Source organism: Streptomyces sp. CB02056 (genome assembly GCF_001905545.1).
GTDB lineage: Bacteria > Actinomycetota > Actinomycetes > Streptomycetales > Streptomycetaceae > Kitasatospora.
Genome location: NZ_LIPD01000011.1, coordinates 200,347 through 222,258 on the forward strand (window position 1 = coordinate 200,347; position 21,912 = coordinate 222,258).

Consider the following 21,912-nt stretch of genomic DNA (forward strand, 5'->3'; position numbering starts at 1 on the left):
GGAGGCGGCGGGCATCGACGCGCCGGCCCTCGACCCGGCCCTCGCTCGCGCGCTCGCCCTCGCGGACGAGCGGGCCGAGGGAGCTGAGAGGCCCGGGGGACTGCCCGCCGCGTGGACGGCCGCCGAGGGCGGGCACGCGGCGCGCATGGTCGCGCGGGAGCACCTGGCCGAGCTGGGGGACGGGCGGACGGGCACGGTCACCGGGCGGTTCGCGGGGGTGGAACTCCGGGTGACGCTGGAGGACGGCCGGATCGTCCGCTTCGAGGGCACGCCGGGCCAGACCTTCGAGAACCAGCGCCGACCGCGCCCCGCCGGGCAGCGGCCGCCGGCACTCATGGCGCTGCGCCCGGCCACCGGGCGGCAGCTCCAGGAAGCTGGGGACGACGGGCCGCACGAGGCCGTCGAGCAGGAGCAGCCGGCCGTCGTGGAGGCGGCCCCGGTTGCCCCGGTCACCCCGGCCGCCGTGCCGCCGGTGCGGCCGCCGGCGGCCTTCGGTGCGGCCCCGGCCGTCCTGGCCGCCCCGGCCAGCACCGGCTCCGCCCCGGTGTCCGCGACCCCGCCGCCGGTGGTCCCCGCCGGGCCGCCGCCGCTGCCCGCGCTGGGGGGCCTGCGGTTCGACGGGACCGGCCTCACCGGCCGCCCCCCGTACGCGAGTTCGGCCGTCCGGGCCGGTTCGCCGTCGGACCCGCGGGAGTCCCGGATCCCCTGGGACACCGTCCGCGCACTGCTCAACCGCGCCTACCGCCAGGAGCGCGGCCGGCTGCTGCCGATGCTGCGGGAGTGGCTCGCCCCCGAGCACGTGGCGGCGGACCTGCTGGCCGAGGCGGACGCGCTGGTGGCGGCCCTGCCGTCGGAGCTGTTCGCCGAACTCCCGCACGAGGAGGACGCCCGACTGCTGCTCCGGGCCGGGTACGTCCTCCACGGCTCCTCGGCGGACCCGGGGGAGGAGGCCGCCGCGGCGGAGCAGGCCCGGGCCGAGCTGGCCGCCGCCCTGCTGGACCTGCTGGAGCCGCTGCGCGACCCCGCACCGGACCCGGCCGCGGTCGAGCGGTCCCTGGACGGCCTGCGGGACGCCGTCTCCGCCCTGCCGGACCCGACCGGGGCCGCCGTGCGGGACGTCCTGGCCAGGATCGCGCGGACGCGGACGCGGATCACCGCGACCACCCCGCTGCACGAGGCCAACTCCCTGGTGAACGAGCTGGCCGACCGGCTGATCGGCCAGGACGTGCGCCGCCTGCTGGGCGTGCCGACGGGCGACGGGGACCTCGAGTTCCTCGCCGGCCGGATCTTCCACGAGGCCCACGTCGTCCGCGACGACTGCTTCGACGTGAGGACGGTGCGCCATGCCCTGCGCGGCCTGTAGCGGGGGCCGCGGGAACGGCGGGACGGCCCCGGCCGTCCCGCCCCCGGGGGCCGGCACCATCCGCCCGCCCGGCGGTGTGGTGGCCGTCGACATTGCCGGGCGGGCCGAAGTTCCGTACCTTGGTGCCGGCTTTGGCCCCCGAAGGGCTGTCCTTGACCTTGAGGTGTCGTCACCTGCCGTCGCACGAGCGGGTGGTGACCACCGCCGGCGGCGGATGTGGGGAGAAGTCCCTCATGGCCGTCGAATCCGCTCCGGCCCTGAATTCCCCCCCCGGTTCCCCGGCCTCCGCATGCCGGTACGGACCGGCGCTTCGGCGGCGAAGGGCGGGAGCACCGGTGGGGTGGGGCGCGGGTCCGGCCGTCGGGGTGCAGGGGCGGTAGGTGGTCGGCAGGGGTTGAGGCCCCGGCCGGCCGCGGCGAGGCTTGGAACCGGGCCGACCGGGCCGACCGGGCCGACCGGTGCACGGGGCGGCGCGCCGGGCGGGGTGCCGGCCGGCCGCGCGGGGGAGTCGGGAAGGAGCGTGCGGAGGAGGTCTCAGCCCGCCCGGTGGCGGTGGCAGGACTGGTCGTGCGGGGGCGCGATCAGGGAGGCGGCGATCGCCTTGTTCACGGCGTCGATCCGGGAGACCGCGCCCAGCTTGGCGAAGACGTTGCGCAGATGGCGTTTGACGGTGGCTTCGGTGATCGTCAGCCGGGTGGAGATCTGGCCGTTGCTCAGCGCCTGCGCGACCAGCTCCAGGATCTCCAGCTCCCGGGCGGACAGCACGTTCTCGGTGATGCCCTGCATCCGGGCCAGGCTGTCCCGGGAGACGGCCAGGACCATCCGGTCCGAGCCGCGGTGGACGCTGCGGACCGCCGCGAGCAGCTCGTCGCCGCACACGCTCTTCAGCAGGTAGCCCCGGATGCCGGCGTTGATGAGCCGTCGGAGCAACTGGGGGCCGTCGTACATGGACAGCATGATGATCTGCGAGGACGGCGAGAGCGCCCGCATCCTGGTGACGGTGTCGGTGGGCTCGCCGTCGGGGAGTTCGACGTCCAGCAGGACGACGTCCGGCCGGTGCCGGGCGACCTGGGCGATGGCGTCGCCGCTGTTGGCGGCCTCGCTCACCACCACCATGTCGTCCTGCGACTCCAGGATCTCGCGCACCCCCTCGCGGACCAGCGCGTGGTCGTCGACCAGGGCGACGCGGGTGGTGGCGGACGCGGGGTCAGCAGCTACGGCGTCGCGCGGGTTCATCGAGGAGCCGTCCTTTGAGAGGTACCGAGAGATCCACCCTGGTGCCGTTGTCCGGACGGCCGTTGACCAGCAGTCGGCCGCCGAGCAGTTCGGCCCGCTCGCGCATCGAGGACAGGCCGACGCCGGCGTCGGCCGGCCGCTCCTGCGGCAGCCCGCAGCCGTCGTCCTCGACGGTGGCGCGGAGTTCGTTGGGGGTGATCTCGACGTTCACCAGCAGCACCGTGGCCCGGGCGTGGCGCAGGGAGTTGCGGACGCCCTCGCGGAGGATCAGGAACACCTCGTCGAGCACCTCCGGCGGAGCCCAGGCCTCGTCCCCGTTCACCCGGAGCCGGGCGGCCACGCCGTCGGGGCCCAGCGACTCCAGGTCGTTGAGCAGGGCCTTCTCCAGGCTCTTCAACGGCTGGCGGGTGTGCAGGTCGGAGGTGACCGCGCGCAGGTGGTGCATCGACTCCTGGATGGCCTGCTGGGCGGTGGCCAGCTTGACACTCGCCCGGTCCGGCTGCTTGTCCAGGTAGAGGGTGTAGAGCTCCAGCTGGCGGTGGGTCACGCTCATGCCGTGCCCGATCCGGTCGTGGAGCTCGCGGGCGATCCGGCGCCGCTCGTCGAGCTGCGCCTCGTGGATCTTGTCGACGAGTAACCCGGTGTACGCGGCCACCGACTCGCGGATCCGCAGGGCGACACCGCGCTCCAGTGCGAGGGTGATCAGGGTGAGGGTGTCGACTTGTCTCGATCCGGGCGGAAGGTGGCTGAATATCGTCGACAGCGCCGCGTGGAAGAAGGCCGAGGAGGCCTGGACGGATTCCCGGGGGTGGACCCCGTCCGCCGCGCGTGTCGCGCCGACGTCCCAGGCCAGCAGCTTGCACGTCTGGTCGACCTCGACCTGCCCCACGCGCAGGCTGGTGACCACGTCGGCGACGATCTGGCGGGCGGTGGCCAGGGCCTGGTCCAGTGAGGCCGGGCTCTGCGCGATGGCGTTGCCGGCCGCCCGGAGCGAGGCCTCGTAGGCCTCGACTATCTCGGGCGTGCGTTGTTCGATCAGGTCCGCCACCTGTTGGCGAGTCGTCAAGGCTGCCTTCTCCAAACCGGTCACGTGCCGGCCCCCGTGTCGCCTTGGCCAAGCGGGGTCAAGATACCAGAACGCCGTGCGAATTCGAGGGCGTGAAGATGGCCTCCGGGAGCCCCCCTCGCCGGTCGAGCGTGTTCGAATCTTCAACTAGTTCAAAGGCGTGGCCGGAATGCCGGGACCGGTGACAAAGGGGGGGTCGGCCGCGCCGTGAAGAAGTGGACGGCGGAGGTGGCCGGAAGTCGTCCCGTCGTGCCGGCCGCCACCCGGCCGGGCGCGGGCGGAGGGACCGCCGGTGGTACCGGGGCCGGAGCGGAGTGGCCCGGGGGTGGAGTGTCCACTACTCCCTTCGATACCCCCCGCTCATCCCTCCGGCGCGGATGGGCCGACAGCGCCGGCGAGACCGTTGTCCGGGACTACGGCGGCTCTCTAGCGTGACGTTCACAGGACGTCCGCAATCGACCGGTACTTCCTGCATGTCCGCAACAAGAGCATCACTTCGTGCATGTCCGCAACAAGACCAGTACTTCCCGCATGTTCGCAACAAGAAACAGTTGTGAGGAACCAGACCGTGAAGGCTGACCGGCTGCCCCGGCGCTACCAGGCGTTCGTCCCGATGACCCTGCCCGACCGCACCTGGCCGGACCGGACCCCCACGGCGGCGCCGCGCTGGCTCTCCACGGACCTGCGGGACGGGAACCAGGCACTGGCCCGCCCGATGACGCCGGCCCGCAAGCTCGCCATGTTCGACCTCCTGGTGGCGATGGGCTACCGGGAGATCGAGGTCGGCTTCCCGGTCGCCAGCCAGGACGAGTACGACTTCGTCAGGATGCTGATCGAGCAGGACCGGATACCCGAGGACGTCCGCGTCTCGGTGCTGGTGCCGGCCCGCGACGAGCTGATCGAACGGACCGTGGAGAGCCTGCGCGGCGCCCGCGCCGCCACCGTCCACGTGTACAACGCGACCGCGCCGCTCTTCCGCGACCTCGTCCTCGGGATCGGCCGGCCGGAGTGCGTCGACCTCGCCCTGCGCGGCACCCGGTCGATGATGCGGCACACCGAGCGGCTGCTGGGCGACTGCGAGGTCGGCTACCAGTACTCCCCGGAGCTGTTCAACGAGACCGAGCCGGAGTTCGCCGTCGAGGTCTGCGAGGCGGTGATGGACCTCTGGGAGCCCGGCCCGGGCCGCGAGATCGTGCTGAACTTCCCGGCCACGGTCGAGCGTTCGATGCCGCACGTGTTCGCCGACCAGATCGAGTGGCTGGACCGCACCCTCTCCCGTCCCGAGCACCGCTGCCTGTCGATCCACCCGCACAACGACCGGGGCACCGGGGTGGCCGCCACCGAACTGGCCCTGCTGGCCGGGGCGAAGCGGGTCGAGGGCTGCCTGTTCGGCGGCGGGGAGCGGGCCGGCAACGTCTGCCTGGTCACCCTCGGCCTCAACCTGCTGACCCAGGGCGTCGACCCGGGCATCGACTTCTCCGACATCGACCGGGTGCGCCGCACCGTCGAGCACTGCTCCGGACTGCCGGTCTCCCCCCGCCACCCCTACGGCGGCGAACTGGTCCACACCGCCTTCTCCGGCACGCACCAGGACGCCATCAGGAAGGGCTTCGCCGCCCTGGAGGCCGAGGCCGCCGCAGCCGGCGAGAGCCCGCGCGACCGCGCCTGGCGGATGCCGTACCTGCCGATCGACCCGCAGGACCTCGGCCTCGGCTACGAGGCGGTGGTCCGGGTGAACAGCCAGTCCGGCAAGGGCGGCGTCGCCCACGTCATGAGCGCCCGGCACGGCCTGGACCTGCCGCGCGGGCTGCAGATCGAGTTCGCCCGCACCGTGCAGGCGGTCGCCGAGGCCACCGGCGCCGAGGTCGCGCCGGACCGGATCGGCCGGCTCTTCGAGCGGGAGTACCGGTCCACCGCGGACGAGACCAAGCCGCTGGCCGTACGCCACGCGCCGGTCCCCACCGAGCTGTTCGTCGACGGGGCCGGCCCCGCCAGCGCGGACGGCACGGTCCGCGCGGAGGAGGTGCGCAGCCTCGGCGCGACCCTGGCGCCCTGGGGCGTCGAGGTCCGGGACGTCCGGCACACCGGCCCCGAGGGCAAGTCCGCGGACCCGGGGCGGGAGGCCGCCGTCTACGCCCGCTGCGCCTTCCCCGACGGGCCGGCCTGGGGCTTCGGCCGGGGCCCCGGCCTGCACGCCGCCGCCTTCTCCGCGATCCGGGCCGCCGCCGCCCGGGCCGGCCAGGGCCCGGCCGAACCGGACCCGCCCGCACCGGAGTCGGCCCGGGCCCGGGGCGCCGCCCCGCTCCCCGCCGAGCACCGCTGAGCACCGCTGAGCCCGAACACCAGCTGGGCCCACCACAGACCCACCGACGGGGCACCACCGGGAGCCCCGGAGCAGCACCGAGCACCACCCAGCACCACCCGAGCACCGCTGAGTCCCACGCAGCCGGTTCCCCCACCCACACCCGCACGTACGCACGAGAGAAAGTCTGAGCAATGATGCTGGTCGAACGCGATGAGCACCTGGCCTTCCTGGCCGGTCTGCTGACCGAGGCGGTCGGGGGCAGGGGACGGATCGCCGTGGTGAGCGGCCCGGCGGCCACCGGAACGAGCGCCCTGCTGGACGAGTTCGTCGAGCAGGCGGCCGGGGCGGGCGTCCTGCCGCTGACGGCGGTGGGGTCGGCCGCCGAGACCGGCCTGCCGCTCGGCGTGCTGGGCCAGCTGCTGCGCGGCGCCCCGGTGCCGGCCGAGCAGCGGGCCGCCGTCCGCGAACTGCTCGCGGCCGGCCCGGACCGGCGGGAGTCGGCCGCCCGGGAACTGAGCGCCCTGCTGCTCGACCTGGCCGAACGGCAGCCGCTCGCCCTGGTGGTGGACGACGTCCAGCACGCCGACCCGGACTCGCTGGCCTGCCTCTCCCACCTGACCCGCCGGCTCGGCCGCTCCCGGATCATGGCGGTCCTCGGCCGGACCGGCCGGGCCGCCCACCGCACCGCCGAGTTCCACCAGGAGCTGCTGCGCCGCCCCGGCTGCCACAGCCTGGTCCTGCCCCTGCTCACCCCCGACGGTGTGGAGCGGCTGGTCGCCGAGCGCCTGGGCCGGGAGGCCGCCGACCGGCTCGCCGCCGACTGCCACCGGATCAGCGGCGGCAACCCGCTGCTGCTCACCGCCCTGCTCGACGGCCAGCTCGCGGCGGTGCGGGCCGGCACCGACGACGGCGGGCTGGCCGTCGCCGACGGCTACGGGCAGGCGGTGCGCGACCTGCTGCACCGGAGCGCCCCCGGGCTGCTCCCGCTCGTCCAGGCCCTCGCCGTGCTCGGCGCCCCGGACGGGGTCGGCCGGCTGCTCGGCGTGGACGGCGCGGAGGCGGCGCGCGGCCTGCGCGAGCTGGCGGACTGCGGCCTGCTGGCCCCCGACGGCTTCCGCCACCCGGCCGCCCGGGCCGCCGTGCTGCTCGACACCGGCTCCGAGCGCAGGGCCGAACTGCACGGCAGGGCCGCCGGACTGCTGCACGCGGGCGGGGGCGCCGCGGCCGCGACGGCCGAGCACCTGCTCGCCTCGGGGCGGGTCGAGGAGGCCTGGACCGTCCCCGTACTGGAGGAGGCCGCCACGCTGGCGCTGGCCGAGGGCCGGGTCGGCCAGGCCGTCGAGTACCTGCGGCTGGCCTGCCGGGTCTGCGCGGACGGGCCCCGGCTGGCCCGGATCAGGACGGCCCTGGTCCGCGCCGAGTGGCGGATCAACCCGGGCGCCCCGACCCCGCACCTCACCGAGCTCACCACCGCCCTGCACCGCGGCCACCTGCGCCCCAGCGACGGCCTGGTGCTCGCCAAGGCCCTGCTGTGGCACGGCCGTTTCGAGGAGGCCAGGGACGTGCTGTCCCGGCTCGGCCTGGAGAGCGGCCCGCACGACCCGGAGACCGCGGCCGAGCTGCGGACCACCCGGCCGTGGCTGCGCTGCTGGTACGCGCCGCTGCTGGCGCACGTGCCGTCCGCCGAGGAGGAGCCGGACCCGCGCCCGGCGCCGTCCACCGCGGTCAGCTGGCGGCTGGAGGCGGCCACCGCGCTGGACTCGGTGCTCAGCCGCGGCCCGTCCGAGCAGGCGGTCGCCGAGGCCGAGCGGATCCTGCGCACCTCCCGGCTGGACGAGACGGGCATGGACACCGTCGAGTCGGCGCTGCTCGCGCTGACCTACGGCGACCGGGCCGACCGGGCCGCGCCCTGGTGCGACGGCCTGATCGCGGAGGCGGCCGCCCGCCAGTCCCCGGGGCGCCAGGCCCGGCTGGCGACCATCCGGGCCGAGATCGCCGTACGGCAGGGCGACCTGCCCGGCGCCGAGCGGTACGCCCGGCAGGCGCTGGAGATCATCCCGGCCAGCAGCTGGGGGGTGGCGGTCGGCGGCGCGCTGGCCAGCCTGCTGACCGCGCTGACCGCGATGGGCCGCCACGACGAGGCCGCCGACCAGCTCAACCTGCCCGTCCCGGAGGCGATGCTGCAGAGCCGCTACGGCCTCCACTACCTCCAGGCCCGCGGCCGGTACCAGCTGGCCACCGGCCACCTGAACGCCGCGCTCGGCGACTTCCTCGCCTGCGGCGAGCTGATGCGCCAGTGGGGGCTGGACGTGCCCGGCCTGGTCGCCTGGCGCGGCGAGGCCGCCGAGGCGATGCTCCAGCTGGGCGACCGCGACGGGGCCCGGCGCCTGCTGGAGGAGCAGCTCGCGATGGTCGACCAGTGCGCGCCGCGGGCGCGGGGCGTGGCGATGCGCCAGCTCGCCGCCACCGGCGACCTGCGCCAGCGCCCGGCCCTGCTGCGCAAGGCCGCGGACGTGCTCCAGGAGGCCGGCGACCGGTACGAGCTGGCCCGGGCGCTCGCCGACCTGGCCAGGACCTACCACGACCTGGGCGAGCTGCGCCGGGCCAGGCTCACCGCCCGCCGCGCCTGGATGCTGGCCGAGGAGTGCCAGGCCCAGCCGCTCACCCGGCTGCTGGGCGTGGAGTTCGGCTGGAGCAGCGGCGGCGACCAGTCGGCCCGGGAGAGCGCCCCGGCGGTGTCCGACGCGGTGCTCAGCGACGCCGAGTGCCGGGTCGCCGAGCTGGCCGCGCACGGCTACACCAACCGGGAGATCGCCAAGCGGCTGTACGTGACGGTCAGCACCGTGGAGCAGCACCTGACCCGGGCCTACCGGAAGCTGCGGGTCAGCTCCCGGGTCGACCTGCCCACGGCGATGGGCGCGCTGACCCGGGCCGGCTGAGCCCCGGCCGAGCCCCGGCGGGGCCGGGCAGGGGGCCCCGCCGGGACAGGGGGCCCTAAGGGGCGGACCGGGGTGTTCGAGCGGGTCCGCCCCTGCTGGAATGCGTCTGTCAGTCGTCCATGGCCGGAATTTTCCAGAAAGGGGGGCGACATGGCGCTGACCTTGTCAGAGAAGGACGTGCCACCGCTCGCGGAACAGGACGGGGCATTGCCCCGGATCATCGGCATCGCCACCGCGAACCCGCCGGACTCCTATGCGCAGAGCGATATCCTCGACATATTCGGGATAACCGACCAGCGCATTCGGTCGCTTTTCATGAACAGCGCGATCGATCGCCGTTTCCTCATTCTCCCGCCGGAGGGGCCGGACGGCGGGCGCCGGATGGAGACCCAGGGCGAACTGCTCCGCAAGCACCGGGCGTCGGGCGTGGAGACGGGCGCGCGGGCGGTGCGCGAGTGCGTGGCCCGCACCGGCCTCGACCTCTCCGAGATCGGCTACATCTGCTGCGTCACCACCACCGGTCTGCTCACCCCCGGGCTCTCCGCCCACCTGATCAAGGAACTGGGCCTCGACGTCCGGACCAGCCGGCTCGACGTGGTCGGCATGGGCTGCAACGCCGGGCTCAACGGCCTGACCGCGGTGGCCGGTTGGGCCGCCGCCAACCCCGGGCGGCCAGCCCTGATGGTCTGCGTCGAGACCTGCTCGGCGGCCTACGTCTTCGACGGCACCATGCGCACCGCGGTGGTCAACAGCCTGTTCGGCGACGGCGCCGCGGCGGTGATCCTGATGGCCGACCCGGACGGCCTGCTGGACCGCCCGGAGAGCGGCGTGCGGGCCGAGGGCCCGACCGTCCTCAAGTTCTCCAGCCGCATCATCCCCGAGGCCGTCGACGCGATGCGCTACGACTGGGACGACGACCAGGGCAAGTTCAGCTTCTTCCTGGACCGCGACGTGCCGTACGTGGTCGGCGCGCACGCCGAACTCGTCGTCGACAGGCTGCTGGAGGACACCGGCCTGCGGCGCAGCGACATCGCCCACTGGATCGTCCACTCCGGCGGCAAGAAGGTCATCGACTCGGTCCAGATCAACCTCGGACTGACCCGGCACGACGTCCGGCACACCACCGGGGTGCTGCGGGACTACGGGAACCTCTCCAGCGGCTCGTTCCTGTTCTCCTACGAGCGGCTGATGGCCGAGGGGCAGGTCCGGCCCGGCGACCTCGGGGTCTTCATGACGATGGGCCCCGGATCGACCATCGAGACGGCCCTCGTCCGGTACTGACCGGAATGCACCAGACACAGCCCGCACCTTCCGAAAGAGGAATTCCCATGTCCGTCAGCGAACTGCTTCCCGAACGCACCGGGTCGGCCGGGCGCCACGTCCTGATCGACTGCTCCGCGCCGCTGACCGAGCAGCTGATCGGCCAGGTCGTCGAGGTCTGCGACGAACTGGAGGACGCCGACCGGGCGACCTTCGCCGTGCTGCACGTCGAGGGGACGGCCGGCGTCCGCGAGCAGGCCTGGCCCGGCGAGGTCGGCATCCACCTGGTCAACAAGTGGGAGCGCGCGCTGCGCCGCCTGGAGCGCGTCCCGGCCGGCGTCCTCGCCGTCGCGGCCGGCGAGTGCGCGGGCCCGGCGCTGGACCTGCTGCTGGCCGCCGACCACCGGATCGCCACGGCGGACACCCGGCTGAGCCCGGCGGTCACCGCCGGCCGGCTGTGGCCCGGCATGGCCGTCCACCGCCTGGTCCAGCAGCTGGGCGTCGCCCGCGCCCGCCGCCTGGTGCTGTTCGGCACCGAGGTCACCGCGGCGGAGGGCGCCGAGCTGGGCCTGTTCGACCGGGTCGTCGAGGACCGCGCGGGCGTCGCCGCCGCCGTCGAGAGCGCCGGCGCGCTGCTCGGCGGGCTGGTCGGCGGCGAACTGGCGATCCGCCGCCGGCTGCTGCTGGACGCCACCACCACCAGCTTCGAGGAGTCGCTCGGCGCCCACCTGGCGGCCTGCGACCGGACGCTCCGCAACCAGTCCGCCGACCGGGCCTGACCCGTCCGGCGCCCGACCGTCCCGCGCCCGGGCCGGCCGGCGCCCGACCCGACCCGTACCCGACCCACCGAGGGAAACAGCTGTCATGACCGTCCCAGTCTTCACCCTGGACACCGCGCGCAGCGTGGACACCGCCCCGGAGGCCAGGCTGTCCCGGCAGCGCTTCCTGCGGGAGCACGTCGCAGAGGTCTACGGTGCGCTCACCGAGGAGCGCACCGTCCACCTGCGACTGGACGAGCTGCTGCGCCGGGCCGGGGAGCGCTACCCCGGCCTGGTGCCCGGCGAGGCGCAGCTGGCCGCCGAGCACGGGCTGCGGCAGGCCGACAAGGAGGGCCTGGAGATCGACCAGGGCATCTTCCTCCAGGCCGTCCTCGCCCACCCCGAGTGCGGCCGGCACCTGATCGACGCGATGCTGCGCCCCACCGAGCGGGCGCTGGCCCTGCTCCCGGAGTTCAGCCGCACCGGCAGCGCCGACCTCGGGGTGGTCCGGATCGAGCGCCGCGACGGCACCGCCCACGTGACCGTCCACAACGACCACTGCCTGAACGCCGAGACCAACGCCCATGTCGAGGACATGGAGACCGCGGTGGACCTCGTCCTGCTCGACCCGGCCACCGAGGTCGGCGTCCTGCGCGGCGGCGAGATGACCCACCGGCGCTACCTCGGCCGCCGGGTGTTCAGCGCCGGGATCAACCTCACCGAGCTGCACGAGGGCACCATCTCGTACGCGGACTTCCTGATGCGCCGCGAGATCGGTTACATCAGCAAGATCTACCGCGGCCTGCTGGTCGACGACGACCGCGCCTGGCCGCAGCGCACGCTGGAGAAGCCCTGGGTGGCCGCCGTGGACACCTTCGCGATCGGCGGCGGGGCGCAGCTGCTGATGGTCTTCGACCACGTGATCGCCGCCGCCGACAGCTACTTCAGCCTGCCGGCCGCCCAGGAGGGCATCGTCCCCGGCCTCGGCAACCTGCGCCTCACCCGGCTCGCCGGCGGCCGGGTCTCCCGCCAGGTCATCCTCGGCGGGCGCAAGATCTGGGCCCGCGAGCCCGACGCCGCCGCGCTGTTCGACGAGGTGGTCGAGCCCAAGGCGATGGACGCGGCCGTGGAGGCCGCCGCCGCCCGGCTGGCCAGCCCCGCGGTGGTCGCCAACCGGCACATGCTCCACCACGCCGAGGAGCCCGTCGAGACCTTCCGCCACTACCTCGCCGAGTTCGCCCTCCAGCAGGCCCTACGGCTGTACGGGCTGGACGTGATCGCCAAGGTCGGCGCGTCCTGGACCCGCCGCCCCGCGAAGGACGCCTGATGCGCCCGGTCGAGGCGATGCTGGAGATCCTCCGGGCCGAGGGCGTCACCACCGTCTTCGGCAACCCCGGCACCAGCGAACTGCCCTTCACCGACGCGCTCAGCGCGGCCGGGGACATCGACTACGTGCTCGGCGCCCACGAGGGCTCGGTGGTCGCCATGGCGGACGGCTACGCCCGGGCCACCGGCCGCACCGCCTTCGTCAGCCTGCACATCGCGGCCGGCCTCGCCAACGGCCTGGTCGGGCTGCTCAACGCCAGCCGCTCGCGCACCCCGATGGTCGTCACCGCGGGTCAGCAGGACCGCCGCCACCTGGCCTTCGACCCGATGCTCTCGGGCGACCTGATCGGCCTGGCCTCCGCGGCGGTCAAGCAGACCTTCGACGTCCAGCACGCCCACGACCTGCCGCTGATGCTCACCCGGGCCTTCGCCGCCGCCCGGCGCGCCCCCGCCGGGCCGGTGTTCCTGTCCATCCCGATGGACCTGCTCACCGAGGACGTCGACGTCGAGATGCCCGGCCGCTCCACCCTCGCCCCGCAGGGCCCGGCCACCGAACTCGCCGCCGCCGCCGGGCTGCTGGCCGCCGCCGAGCGCCCCGCCCTGGTGGCCGGGGACGCCGTCGGCCGCGACGGCGCGGTGGCCGAACTCACCGCGCTCGCCGAGGCGCTCGGCGCGGTGACGTACCACCAGCCGATGAACGACAACCTGGACTTCCCCACCTCGCACCCGCTGTACGGCGGCATGCTGGGCGCCACCCACGCCGCGATCCGGGAGACCCTGGCGGCCCACGACACCGTCCTGATCGTCGGCACCCACGCCTTCATGGCCCACCACTACACCCCCGGCTCGCCGATCCCGGAGACCACCACCGTCCTCCAACTGGACGCCGACGCCGCCGAACTGGGCCGCAACTTCGGCGTCCGACTGGGCCTGCACGGCGCGCTGCGGCCCTCCCTGGCCACCCTCGCGGAGCAGCTCGCCGGACGCGTCCCGCGGGCCGCCGAGCGGACCGCCGCCGCCGGCCGGCGGGCGGCGGCCGGGTGGGCCGCCACCGACCGCGCCGCGCTCGCCGCGTACGGACCGGGCCCGCTCGACCCGCTGGCCGCCGCCCACGCCGTGGCCGCCGGACTGCCCGAGGACGCCGTCGTGGTCGAGGAGGCCATCACCACCGGCCTGCGGCTGCGCCAGGTGCTCCGCCAGGACCGCCCGGGCTCGTACCTGCACACCGTCGGCGGCGGCCTCGGCCACGGCATCGGCGCCGCCGTCGGCCGCCGGATGGGCGACGACAGCCGCCCGGTGGTCGCCGTGCTCGGCGACGGCTGCGCGATGTTCGGCCTCCAGGGCCTGTGGGCGGCCGGCCACTACCGCGTCCCGGTGACCTTCGTGGTGATGAACAACGGCGAGTACCGCACCCTCAAGGAGACCCTGGACACCTGGGACAGCCGCTCCACCCGGGGCGGGCGCTACCTCGGCCTGGACCTGGCCTTCGGCCCGGACAGCGGGCGCCACCGGCTGGACTTCCGGGCCGCCGCCGAGTTCTTCGGCATCGAGGCCGTCCGGGCCTCCCACCCCGCCGAACTCACCGAGATCGTCGCCAAGTCGGCGTCCGCGACCGCGCCGCTCCTGGTCGACGTGCCCATCACCGGGCACACCCCGCCTCGTTGAACCGGGGGCGTGCCCGACGGACACGCCCCGGTACGCCGTTCGTCGGGGCCGAACCACTGACAAGGGAGGTGGCCGCGATGAGCGGTCTCATTCAGCTGGACGCCGGGCTCGACCCGGCACTCTCCGGTGGCGAGCTCCAGGTACGGGAGCCCGCCACCGGGCGCCCGATCGCCGTGGTCTCGCTGGCCGCGGCCGCGGACGTGGACCCCGCCGTGGCCGCCGCCGCGCAGGCCCAGCCCGGCTGGGCGGCGACCCCGCCGACCGGGCGCGCCGCCGTCATGCGCCGCGCCGCCGCCGTGCTGGAGCGCCACCGCCAGGAGATCGTCGACCTGCTGGTCCGCGAGGGCGGATCGGTGCGCGGCAAGGCCGACTTCGAGGTCGGCGCCGTCCTGGACGAGCTGTGGTCCGCCGCCGCGCTGCCCACCCGCCCCAACGGCCACCTGCTGGCCTCCGAGCCGGGCCGGGAGAGCTTCGCCCGCCGGGTGCCGCTCGGGGTGGTCGGCGTGATCAGCCCCTGGAACGTGCCGCTGGTGCTGGCGATGCGCGCGGTCGCCCCCGCGCTGGCCCTCGGCAACGCCGTGGTGGTCAAGCCCGACGTGCACACCCCGGTCTCCGGCGGCCGGGTGATCACCCGGCTCTTCGAGGAGGCGGGCCTGCCCGCCGGGCTGCTCCAGGTCCTGCCCGGCGACGCCGAGGTCGGCGAGGCCCTGGTCCGCCACCCCGACGTGCCGATGATCGCCTTCACCGGCTCCAGCGAGGTCGGGGCCAGGATCGGCGCGGTCGCCGGCGGCATGCTCAAGCGCGTCTCGCTCGAACTCGGCGGCAACAACGCCCTGATCGTCCTCGACGACGCCGACCTCGACGCCGCGGCCTCGTCCGGGGCCTGGGGCTCCTTCTTCCACCAGGGCCAGATCTGCATGGCCGCCGGGCGCCACCTGGTGCACCGCGCCGTCGCCGACCGGTACCTGGAGCTGCTCGCCGACCGCGCCCGCAAGCTGCGCCTCGGCGACCCCTTCCGCGAGGAGGTCGACCTCGGCCCGGTCATCGGCGAGCGGCAGCTCGACCGGGTCGAGCGGATCGTCCGCGAGTCGGTGGCGGCCGGCGCCGTGGTGCTGGCCGGGGGCGCCCGGCGCGGCCCGTTCTTCGAGCCGACGGTGCTGGCCGGTGTCACCCCCGACATGCCCGCCTTCACCGAGGAGGTGTTCGGGCCGGTCGCCCCGGTCACCGTGGTCGCCGACGACGACGAGGCCGTCGAACTGGCCAACCGGACCGCGTACGGGCTCACCGCCGCCGTCCAGACCGGCTCGGTACGGCGCGGCCGGGCGATCGCCGACCGGCTGCGCACCGGCATGGTCCACGTCAACGACCAGACCATCAACGACGAGGCCCACGTGCCGCACGGCGGCCGCGGCGCCTCCGGCAACGGCACCCGGCACGGCTCCGAGCACAGCTGGGACGAGTACACCCAGTGGCAGTGGCTGACCGTCCGCGAGACCCCGGCGAGGTACCCGTTCTGATGGCCGAGCCGACACGGGTGCGGTACGAGAGGAAGGGCCGGGTCGGGTACGTCACCCTCGACCGGCCCGAGGTGCTGAACGCGATGGACCTGCGCATGCACGAGGAGCTGTGCGGGATCTGGGACGAGGTCGAGGCCGATCCCGAGGTCTGGGTGGTGGTGCTGGCCGGCGCCGGGGACCGGGCCTTCTCGGTCGGCCAGGACCTCAAGGAGCTGGCCGAACGGGTCAGGGCCGGCACCGCCACCTCCACCTTCGGCAGCCGGGGCAAGCCGGGCTACCCCCGGCTCACCGAGCGGTTCGCGCTCTCCAAGCCGGTCGTCGCCCGGGTCCAGGGCTTCGCCATGGGCGGCGGCTTCGAGCTGGCGCTGGCCTGTGACATCATCGTCGCCGCCGAGGACGCCGTCTTCGCGCTGCCCGAGGCGAAGCTCGGCCTGATCGCCGGCGCCGGCGGGGTGTTCCGGCTGGCCCAGCAGCTGCCCTACCGGGCCGCGCTGGGCCACCTGATGACGGGCCGCCGGCTGAGCGCCCGGCGCGCGCTGGAGTACGGGCTGGTCAACGACGTGGTGCCGGCCGGGGAGCTGGACGACTGCGTGGACGGCTGGGTGCGCGACATCCTGCGCTGCGCCCCGCTGTCCGTCCGCGCGGTCAAGGAGGCGGCGGCCAAGGCCCTCACCACGCCGCTGGAGCAGTCCTTCGCCACCCGCTACGTCTGGGAGGAGCGCCGGATGCACAGCCGGGACGCCGAGGAGGGCCCGCTGGCCTTCCTGGAGAAGCGCGAACCGGAGTGGACCGGCACCTGACGCGACAGTGACGGCAACGACGAGGCCGCCGCCGGGAATCCGGCGGCGGCCTCGGTCGTCGTGCGGTGACCGCGTCGACCGCGGCGACTACGGGACGATGACCAGGCGCTTGTGCCCGGTGTCCTCGGCCTGCCAGGCCTGCTCGATCTCCGCGAGCGGCACGGCCCGGGTGTCGATTCGGATCTCACCGGCGGCGGCGCCCGCCATCAGGCGGTTGAACATGTCCAGGAACGCCTGCGGCGGCGGGAAGCCGCCGCCCACGATGGTCAGGCCCGCGCTGCGGATCGTGCCGGCCGACAGCTCGATGGTGGCGCCCGCCGACTCGCCGATCTGCACCAGCCGGGGGCCGGAGCTCTTCAGGTGGAAGTCCTTGCGGGTCATCGCGGTCAGCAGCGCCTCGGTCGGCTTGCCCCACAGGTAGTCCAGGATCACGTCGTACCCGGTGTCGCCGGCCGCGGCGGCGAAGGCCTCGGCCATCTCCTCCTGGGTGCCGTTCAGCGGGACGGTGGCGTCCGCGCCGTACTCGCCCAGGGTGTCCAGGACCTCCTGGTTGCGGCCGGCGGCGACGACCCGTCCGGCGCCCAGGTGCTTGGCGATCTGGATGGCGAGCTTGCCGGCGGCGCCGGTGGCGCCCAGCACCAGGACGGTCTCGCCGGGCTGCAGCTTGGCGGCGTGCTCCAGCGGTATCCACGAGGAGAGCGCCGGGTTGGGCAGCGCAGCGGCGGTGAGGTTGTCCACGCCGTCCGGCACCGGCCAGGTGAACGGGGCGCGGGCGACGGTCAGTTGCGCCATCGAGCCGTACGGCTTGCGGGCCCCGCCGAAGAACACCCGGCTGCCGTCCTCCAGCCGGCCGACGCCGTCCAGGCCGACCACCGCGGGCAGGTTGTCGGAGCTGGCGAAGTGGCCGCCGCCGGCCACCGCCTTGGTGGAGGGGTTGAGCGCGGCCGCCAGGACCTGGACGAGCACCTCGCCCTCGCCCGCGGTCGGCTCGGGGAACCGCTCGAAGCGGGGCGGCTTGCCGAGCGTGTGGAGGACTGCGGCGTCCATGGTGCTACTCCATTCACAGGTGATCGGGCCGAACGTACGCCGGTCCCCGGCCGAGGGCGGCCGGGGACCGGGGAAAACATCAGTTGATCAGACCGGCTTCCTTGGCCGCCAGTTCGAGCTCGGCGGGGGAGCCGGTGAAGATGGTGCGGACGTGCTCGGTGACGGCCTCGACCGGCCAGTCCCACCAGGCGATCCGGGCGAGCCGGTCGATGTCCGCGTCCTCGAAACGCTTCTTGATCAGCTTGCCGGGGTTGCCGCCGACCACGCCGTAGGCCGGCACGTCGGAGGTGACCACGGCCCGGGTGCCGATGATCGCGCCGTCGCCGATCGTCACGCCCGGCATGATCACGGCCTCCCGGCCGATCCACACGTCGTTGCCGATGACGGTGTCGCCGCGGCTGGCGACAGTAGCCAGTGCGTCCACCGTCCGCGCGGTCCAGTCCCCGCCGAACATGAAGAACGGGTAGGTGGTGGAGCCGATCATCGGGTGGTTGGCGGCCGGCATGATGAACTGGGTGCCGGTGCCGATGGCGCAGTACTTGCCGATCACCAGCTTCTCGGGCCCGAAGTTGTAGAGCACGTTCCGGGTCTCGAACGCCGCCGGGTCGTCGATGTCGGCGTAGTAGGTGAATTCCCCCACCTCGATCAGCGGCGAGCTGATCAGGTTCTTCAGGAACACCACCTTGTTGTCCATTCCCGGAAGGTACGTCTGGGAAGGGTCGGGGCTGACGGGCATGGCCTCTCCTCGTGCGGGACTATGCCTTGACGGCGGTGACGAACAGGAAGTTTCCGGGGCCGGACAGGTCGCGCACGGTCATCCCGGCGTCGGCCAGCCAGCCGGTGAGCTGCTCCGGGTCGAAGGAGCCGCGGTGCGCCTGGCGCTCCAGCCGGCTCTGGAACTGTCGGTAGAGCGGGTCGGCGGCCTGACGGAAGGTCATGACCGTGAAGGTGCCGCCCGGGCGCAGGCAGCGGCCGACCTCGCGGATCGCCCGCTCCGGGTCGGGGATGGCCTGCAGCGCGTTCCAGCAGTTCACCCCGCCCAGCGAGGCGTCCTCGAACGGCAGCTCCAGGGCGCTGCCGCGGACGGTGAGGACCCGGTCCAGCTTGGCCCGCAGCTGGGCCAGCATCTCGGCGGAGAGGTCGAGCGCGATCACCCGCTCCTCGCCGAGCGAACGGGCCAGCACCCTGGTCCAGCGGCCGGCGCCGGCCGCCAGGTCGAGCACCGGGCCGTCGACCGGCCGGACGTGCTCGCTGAGGTAGGCGTCCTCGTCGTCGAGCGACACCCAGCCGCCCCAGTTGGCGCCCATGATCCGGACGAACCCGGCCCGCAGGCCGCGCTCGTACCGGCCGGCCAGCAGCGGGTCGCTCGGGCCGGACGGCTGGTCGTGGAAGTCCAACAGCCCGTCCACCGACGGGAATACGGCCTCGCAGCCGGTGCAGACGGCGGCCTCGGCGCCGCCGGCCAGCGGCTGCCGGCAGCGCGGGCAGCGGACGGCCCGGGCGTGGCCCCGCAGGACGTCCGCGGCCGGGGACGGCTCGGCGGTCCGCTCCTCCTCGGGGGCGGGCACCACGAACGGGGACACCGTGGCGCCGTGCTCGCAGGCCCAGACCGCCTTGGCACCGGAGTAGGCCAGCAGCGCCCGGGTCTCGGTCGCCCACAGCTCGGCGGTGCGCTCGGCGGGCAGGCCGAGCCACTGGTCGAGCGCGGGGGCGGTGGCCCGCTCCTGCTCGGTCAGGCCCCAGACGGCGGGGGAGGGGAAGACCCGGCCGAGGTTCCACCGGGTCGCGGCGTCCGCGGTCTCCCACGGCTGGAGGCAGCGGGCCAGCCGGGACAGGTCGTCCCGGTCCACCCCGGTGCCGGGGAGGGCGGCGAGGATCCGCTCGCCGTCCTCGGGGAAGTGGCCCAGCAGGAAGAACAGGGCGGCGCCGCGACCGGCGTCCGTCCCGCCGTCCGACAGCAGCCGGAGGTAGCGGTCCAGGCCGGCCCGGACGGCCTCGTGGGCGGGGAAGCCGCCGTCCGGGCCGGCGGCCTCGGCCAGCAGCCCGAGCAGCAGGGCGAGCCTGGCCTGGTGTGCGGGCGGGACGGTGTCCAGCGCGTCCAGCAGGGCCGGAATTCCGGCGAGCGCGTCCGGGCGGAGGGAACCGTCCGCCTGGAATTCCGCGGCGAGCCGGCGGAATACGCCGTCGATTTCGGCGGGGGTCGAGCCGGTGAATTCGTCGATCGTGGCGCGCGCGACCGAAATCGCACTCGTGTCACTCATGATGCGGAGCCTACCCGTCCCGGTCTGCGAGGCAGATCCGAATATGGTGCGAGAAGCGTGTTCTGAGGGGAATTCAGGGGGTGTAGGGGGGTGTTAGGGGATGAGCAGGACGCGGCCGCTGGTGCGGCGCTCCTCGACGGCGGCGTGCGCCTCGGCGGCCTGGCCGAGCGGGAAGCGGGAGTCGATCCGGACGGTCAGTTTCCCCTCGCGCATCCACTGGAAGCAGCGCTCCAGGAAGTTCAGCGGCGGCCAGGACTCGTCGAAGAAGTGCGGCAGGCAGAAGCGGGTGACGAACAGCGAGCCCTTGTCGTTCAGCGTCATCAGGTCCAGCGGCGGGACGAAGCCGCTCGCCTGGCCGAAGTTGATCAGGTAGCCGCGCGGGGCCAGGCTGTCGAGGTTCGCCTCGAAGGTGTCCTTGCCGACCGCGTCGTAGACCACCCGGACGCCCTCGCCGCCGGTGATCCGCTTGACCTCGGCGGCCACGTCCTCGGTGCCGCCGGAGACGATCACCGCCTCGGCGCCGGCCTCCTTGGCGACGACGGCCTTCTCCTCGGCGGAGACCACGCCGATGACCCGCGCGCCGCGCATCCGGGCGAACTGGGTGATCAGCGTGCCCACGCCGCCGGCCGCCGACTGCACCAGGGCCCAGTCGCCCTCGGCCAGCGGGTACGCCTCGTGGGTCAGCTTGTACGCGAGCAGGCCCTGCACCGGCAGGCCGGCCGCCTCGCCGAGGTCGATGTCCTCCGGCACCGGGATCAACTGCGCGGCGGGGGCGATGACATGGCTCGCGTACGAGCCGGCCGCCAGGGCCCAGGCGACCCGGTCGCCGACCCGCACGCCGGTCACGTCCGGGCCGAGCGCCTCGACGTAGCCGGAGCCCTGGTAGCCGGGCTCCAGCGGGAGCGCGGCGTCGGCCCGGTAGTAGTCGCGCTTGGCGAGGTCGCCGCGCCGGTTGAGGATGTCGAAGAAGGTGACGGCCGCGGCGTGGGTGCGCAGCAGCACCTGGCCCGGGCCGGGCTCGGGCAGTTCGAGGTCCTCCAGCTCCAGCACCTCGGGGCCGCCGTAGGCGTGCTGACGGATGATCTTCATGGCGGGTGTCACTCTCTCTGGGAACGGGTGGCGTGTGAACTGACGGACCGTCAGCGCGGCTTGGCGTTGAGGTAGTTGCTGAAGGCCTTGATCTGGAAGCGCTGGAACCCGGTGAAGGAGATGCCGTCCTTGGAGCGCTTGAAGAGGCCGGGCACCGACTGGCCCTGCTTCCCGGTCGCCGCGGCGTAGTGGTAGAGCATCTTGACCCGGCGGCGGCGGATCTTCTCGTAGCGGCGCAGCAGTTCGGCGGGGGAGCCCTGGCCGGAGAGCGCCCGCCCGATCACCCAGGCGTCCTCCAGCGCCTGGTTGGCGCCCATGCCGGTGCGCGGCGGGACGGCGTGCACCGAGTCGCCGAGCAGCGTCACCGGGCCGCGCCCCCACACCTTGGGGACCTGGTGCAGGATGTGCGGGAAGACCTGGACGTCCTCGTCGCTGATCGACTCCAGCAGCTCGGGCAGCGGGGAGGAGAAGCCGGCGAACCGGGCCCGCAGGTTGGCCACCGCGGACTGCGGCCGGCCGTCGGCGCCGAGCGGGCCGGTGCCGTCGGGGGAGCCGGGCGCGCCGGGCGGGACCGCGTCGCCGTCCGCCCACGGCGTCTCGAAGGCCCAGTAGAGCATGGACTCGCCGAGCGGGTGCATCACGCACAGGCCGTGCTCGCCGGCCATGGTCTGCACCCGGTTGCTGTTGGTCAGCTCCACCGGCAGCGGGGTGGTGCCGTGCCAGGTCGCCCAGCCGGTGTGCTCGGCCGGCGAGAAGCCGAAGAGGTGCTTGCGGACGAAGGAGCGGTGGCCGTCCGCGCCGATCAGCACGTCGGCCTCGATCCGCCGGCCGTCCTCGAAGGTGATCGCGACCGGCCCGTCTGTCCCCGGCGCGGGCTCGTCGATGACGGTGGCGCGGGCACCGAACCGCAGCACGCCCGGCGGCAGCGCGGCGGCCAGCACCTCGACCAGCTCGCTGCGGCGGATCACCTTGTTCGGCGAGCCGAAGTCGCGCGCGATCCGGTCGAGGTCGACCTTGACCAGCGGCTGGCCGGTCTCCGAGGTGATGTCCACCCGGTCGAGGCGGTGGCCGAGGTCGGTGTGGTCGATGCCCAGCTGGGTCAGGATGCCCGTGGCGTTCGGCCACAGGATCACCCCGTAGCCGCCCTTGCGGAGCTCGTCCGCCTGCTCGTAGAGCTCGACCTGGTGGCCGGAGCGGGTGAGCGCCAGGGCGGAGGCGACGCCGCCGAGCCCTGCACCGATGATGACGATCTTCATGAGCTGTCTCCTGAGGAGGTTAGA

General features: G+C 74.3%; 16 protein-coding genes (1 of these 16 only partly in view). 9 read left to right on the forward strand and 7 right to left on the reverse strand.

Going from position 1 to position 21,912, the window contains the following annotated elements; translation table 11 throughout:
• A protein-coding gene (locus AMK13_RS29015) for an EndoU domain-containing protein (protein WP_074004749.1) crosses the window boundary here: on the forward strand, positions 1-1,363 show its end. The gene continues 26,216 nt to the left of window position 1, outside the view; only the last 1,363 of its 27,579 coding nucleotides appear in the window; its start codon lies off the left edge, out of view; it ends in the stop codon at positions 1,361-1,363.
• 534 nt (positions 1,364-1,897) lie between these two features.
• Here AMK13_RS29015 and AMK13_RS29020 read toward each other — a convergent pair.
• A complete protein-coding gene (locus AMK13_RS29020) occupies positions 1,898-2,599 on the reverse strand; it encodes a response regulator (RefSeq protein ID WP_049659142.1) in 702 nt (233 codons plus the stop codon).
• Positions 2,571-3,665 (reverse strand): sensor histidine kinase, encoded by a 1,095-nt coding sequence (locus tag AMK13_RS29025; RefSeq protein WP_158077755.1) that lies wholly within the window; start codon positions 3,663-3,665, stop codon positions 2,571-2,573. Before AMK13_RS29025 ends, AMK13_RS29020 begins: the two co-directional genes overlap by 29 nt.
• A 553-nt stretch (positions 3,666-4,218) precedes the next feature.
• Here AMK13_RS29025 and AMK13_RS29030 point away from each other — a divergent pair.
• From AMK13_RS29030 to dpgD, 8 genes are all read left to right on the forward strand, one after another.
• Positions 4,219-5,988 carry a 2-isopropylmalate synthase gene (locus AMK13_RS29030; protein ID WP_443333956.1) on the forward strand — a complete coding sequence of 590 codons (1,770 nt, stop codon included), beginning with the start codon at positions 4,219-4,221 and terminating at the stop codon, positions 5,986-5,988.
• 173 nt (positions 5,989-6,161) lie between these two features.
• On the forward strand, positions 6,162-8,909 hold the full coding sequence (locus tag AMK13_RS29035) for a helix-turn-helix transcriptional regulator (RefSeq protein ID WP_074004752.1): 2,748 nt from the start codon (positions 6,162-6,164) through the stop codon (positions 8,907-8,909).
• A 150-nt stretch (positions 8,910-9,059) separates the two neighbouring features.
• The gene (dpgA, locus tag AMK13_RS29040; protein ID WP_074004753.1) at positions 9,060-10,190 is read left to right on the forward strand and encodes a 3,5-dihydroxyphenylacetyl-CoA synthase DpgA; all 1,131 of its coding nucleotides are present in this window, start codon (positions 9,060-9,062) and stop codon (positions 10,188-10,190) included.
• Positions 10,191-10,237: 47 nt separating this feature from the next.
• A complete protein-coding gene (gene dpgB, locus AMK13_RS29045) occupies positions 10,238-10,948 on the forward strand; it encodes an enoyl-CoA-hydratase DpgB (protein WP_049658312.1) in 711 nt (236 codons plus the stop codon).
• An 85-nt stretch (positions 10,949-11,033) separates the two neighbouring features.
• Positions 11,034-12,254, forward strand: coding sequence for a (3,5-dihydroxyphenyl)acetyl-CoA 1,2-dioxygenase DpgC (gene dpgC, locus AMK13_RS29050; RefSeq protein WP_074004754.1), 1,221 nt, complete (start codon positions 11,034-11,036; stop codon positions 12,252-12,254).
• Positions 12,254-13,918 (forward strand): thiamine pyrophosphate-binding protein, encoded by a 1,665-nt coding sequence (locus tag AMK13_RS29055; protein WP_074004755.1) that lies wholly within the window; start codon positions 12,254-12,256, stop codon positions 13,916-13,918. Before dpgC ends, AMK13_RS29055 begins: the two co-directional genes overlap by 1 nt.
• A 77-nt stretch (positions 13,919-13,995) precedes the next feature.
• On the forward strand, positions 13,996-15,435 hold the full coding sequence (locus tag AMK13_RS29060) for a benzaldehyde dehydrogenase (protein ID WP_049652975.1): 1,440 nt from the start codon (positions 13,996-13,998) through the stop codon (positions 15,433-15,435).
• The gene (gene dpgD, locus AMK13_RS29065; protein WP_049652977.1) at positions 15,435-16,235 is read left to right on the forward strand and encodes an enoyl-CoA-hydratase DpgD; all 801 of its coding nucleotides are present in this window, start codon (positions 15,435-15,437) and stop codon (positions 16,233-16,235) included. The genes AMK13_RS29060 and dpgD overlap by 1 nt, the downstream gene beginning before the upstream one ends.
• Before the next feature lie 87 nt (positions 16,236-16,322).
• On the opposite strand, the gene AMK13_RS29070 is transcribed toward dpgD, so the two are convergent.
• From AMK13_RS29070 to AMK13_RS29090, 5 genes are all read right to left on the reverse strand, one after another.
• Positions 16,323-17,282, reverse strand: coding sequence for a quinone oxidoreductase family protein (locus AMK13_RS29070; protein ID WP_074004756.1), 960 nt, complete (start codon positions 17,280-17,282; stop codon positions 16,323-16,325).
• Positions 17,283-17,361: 79 nt separating this feature from the next.
• On the reverse strand, positions 17,362-18,018 hold the full coding sequence (locus AMK13_RS29075) for a CatB-related O-acetyltransferase (protein WP_074004757.1): 657 nt from the start codon (positions 18,016-18,018) through the stop codon (positions 17,362-17,364).
• 19 nt (positions 18,019-18,037) lie between these two features.
• Positions 18,038-19,543, reverse strand: a complete 1,506-nt coding sequence (locus tag AMK13_RS29080) for a class I SAM-dependent methyltransferase (RefSeq protein ID WP_074004758.1) — start codon at positions 19,541-19,543, stop codon at positions 18,038-18,040.
• 93 nt (positions 19,544-19,636) lie between these two features.
• Entirely contained in the window at positions 19,637-20,632 is a 996-nt protein-coding gene (locus AMK13_RS29085; RefSeq protein WP_049652986.1) for a quinone oxidoreductase family protein, read from the reverse strand.
• Positions 20,633-20,682: 50 nt separating this feature from the next.
• Positions 20,683-21,888 carry an FAD-dependent oxidoreductase gene (locus tag AMK13_RS29090; RefSeq protein WP_074004759.1) on the reverse strand — a complete coding sequence of 402 codons (1,206 nt, stop codon included), beginning with the start codon at positions 21,886-21,888 and terminating at the stop codon, positions 20,683-20,685.
• Positions 21,889-21,912 lie beyond the last annotated feature (24 nt).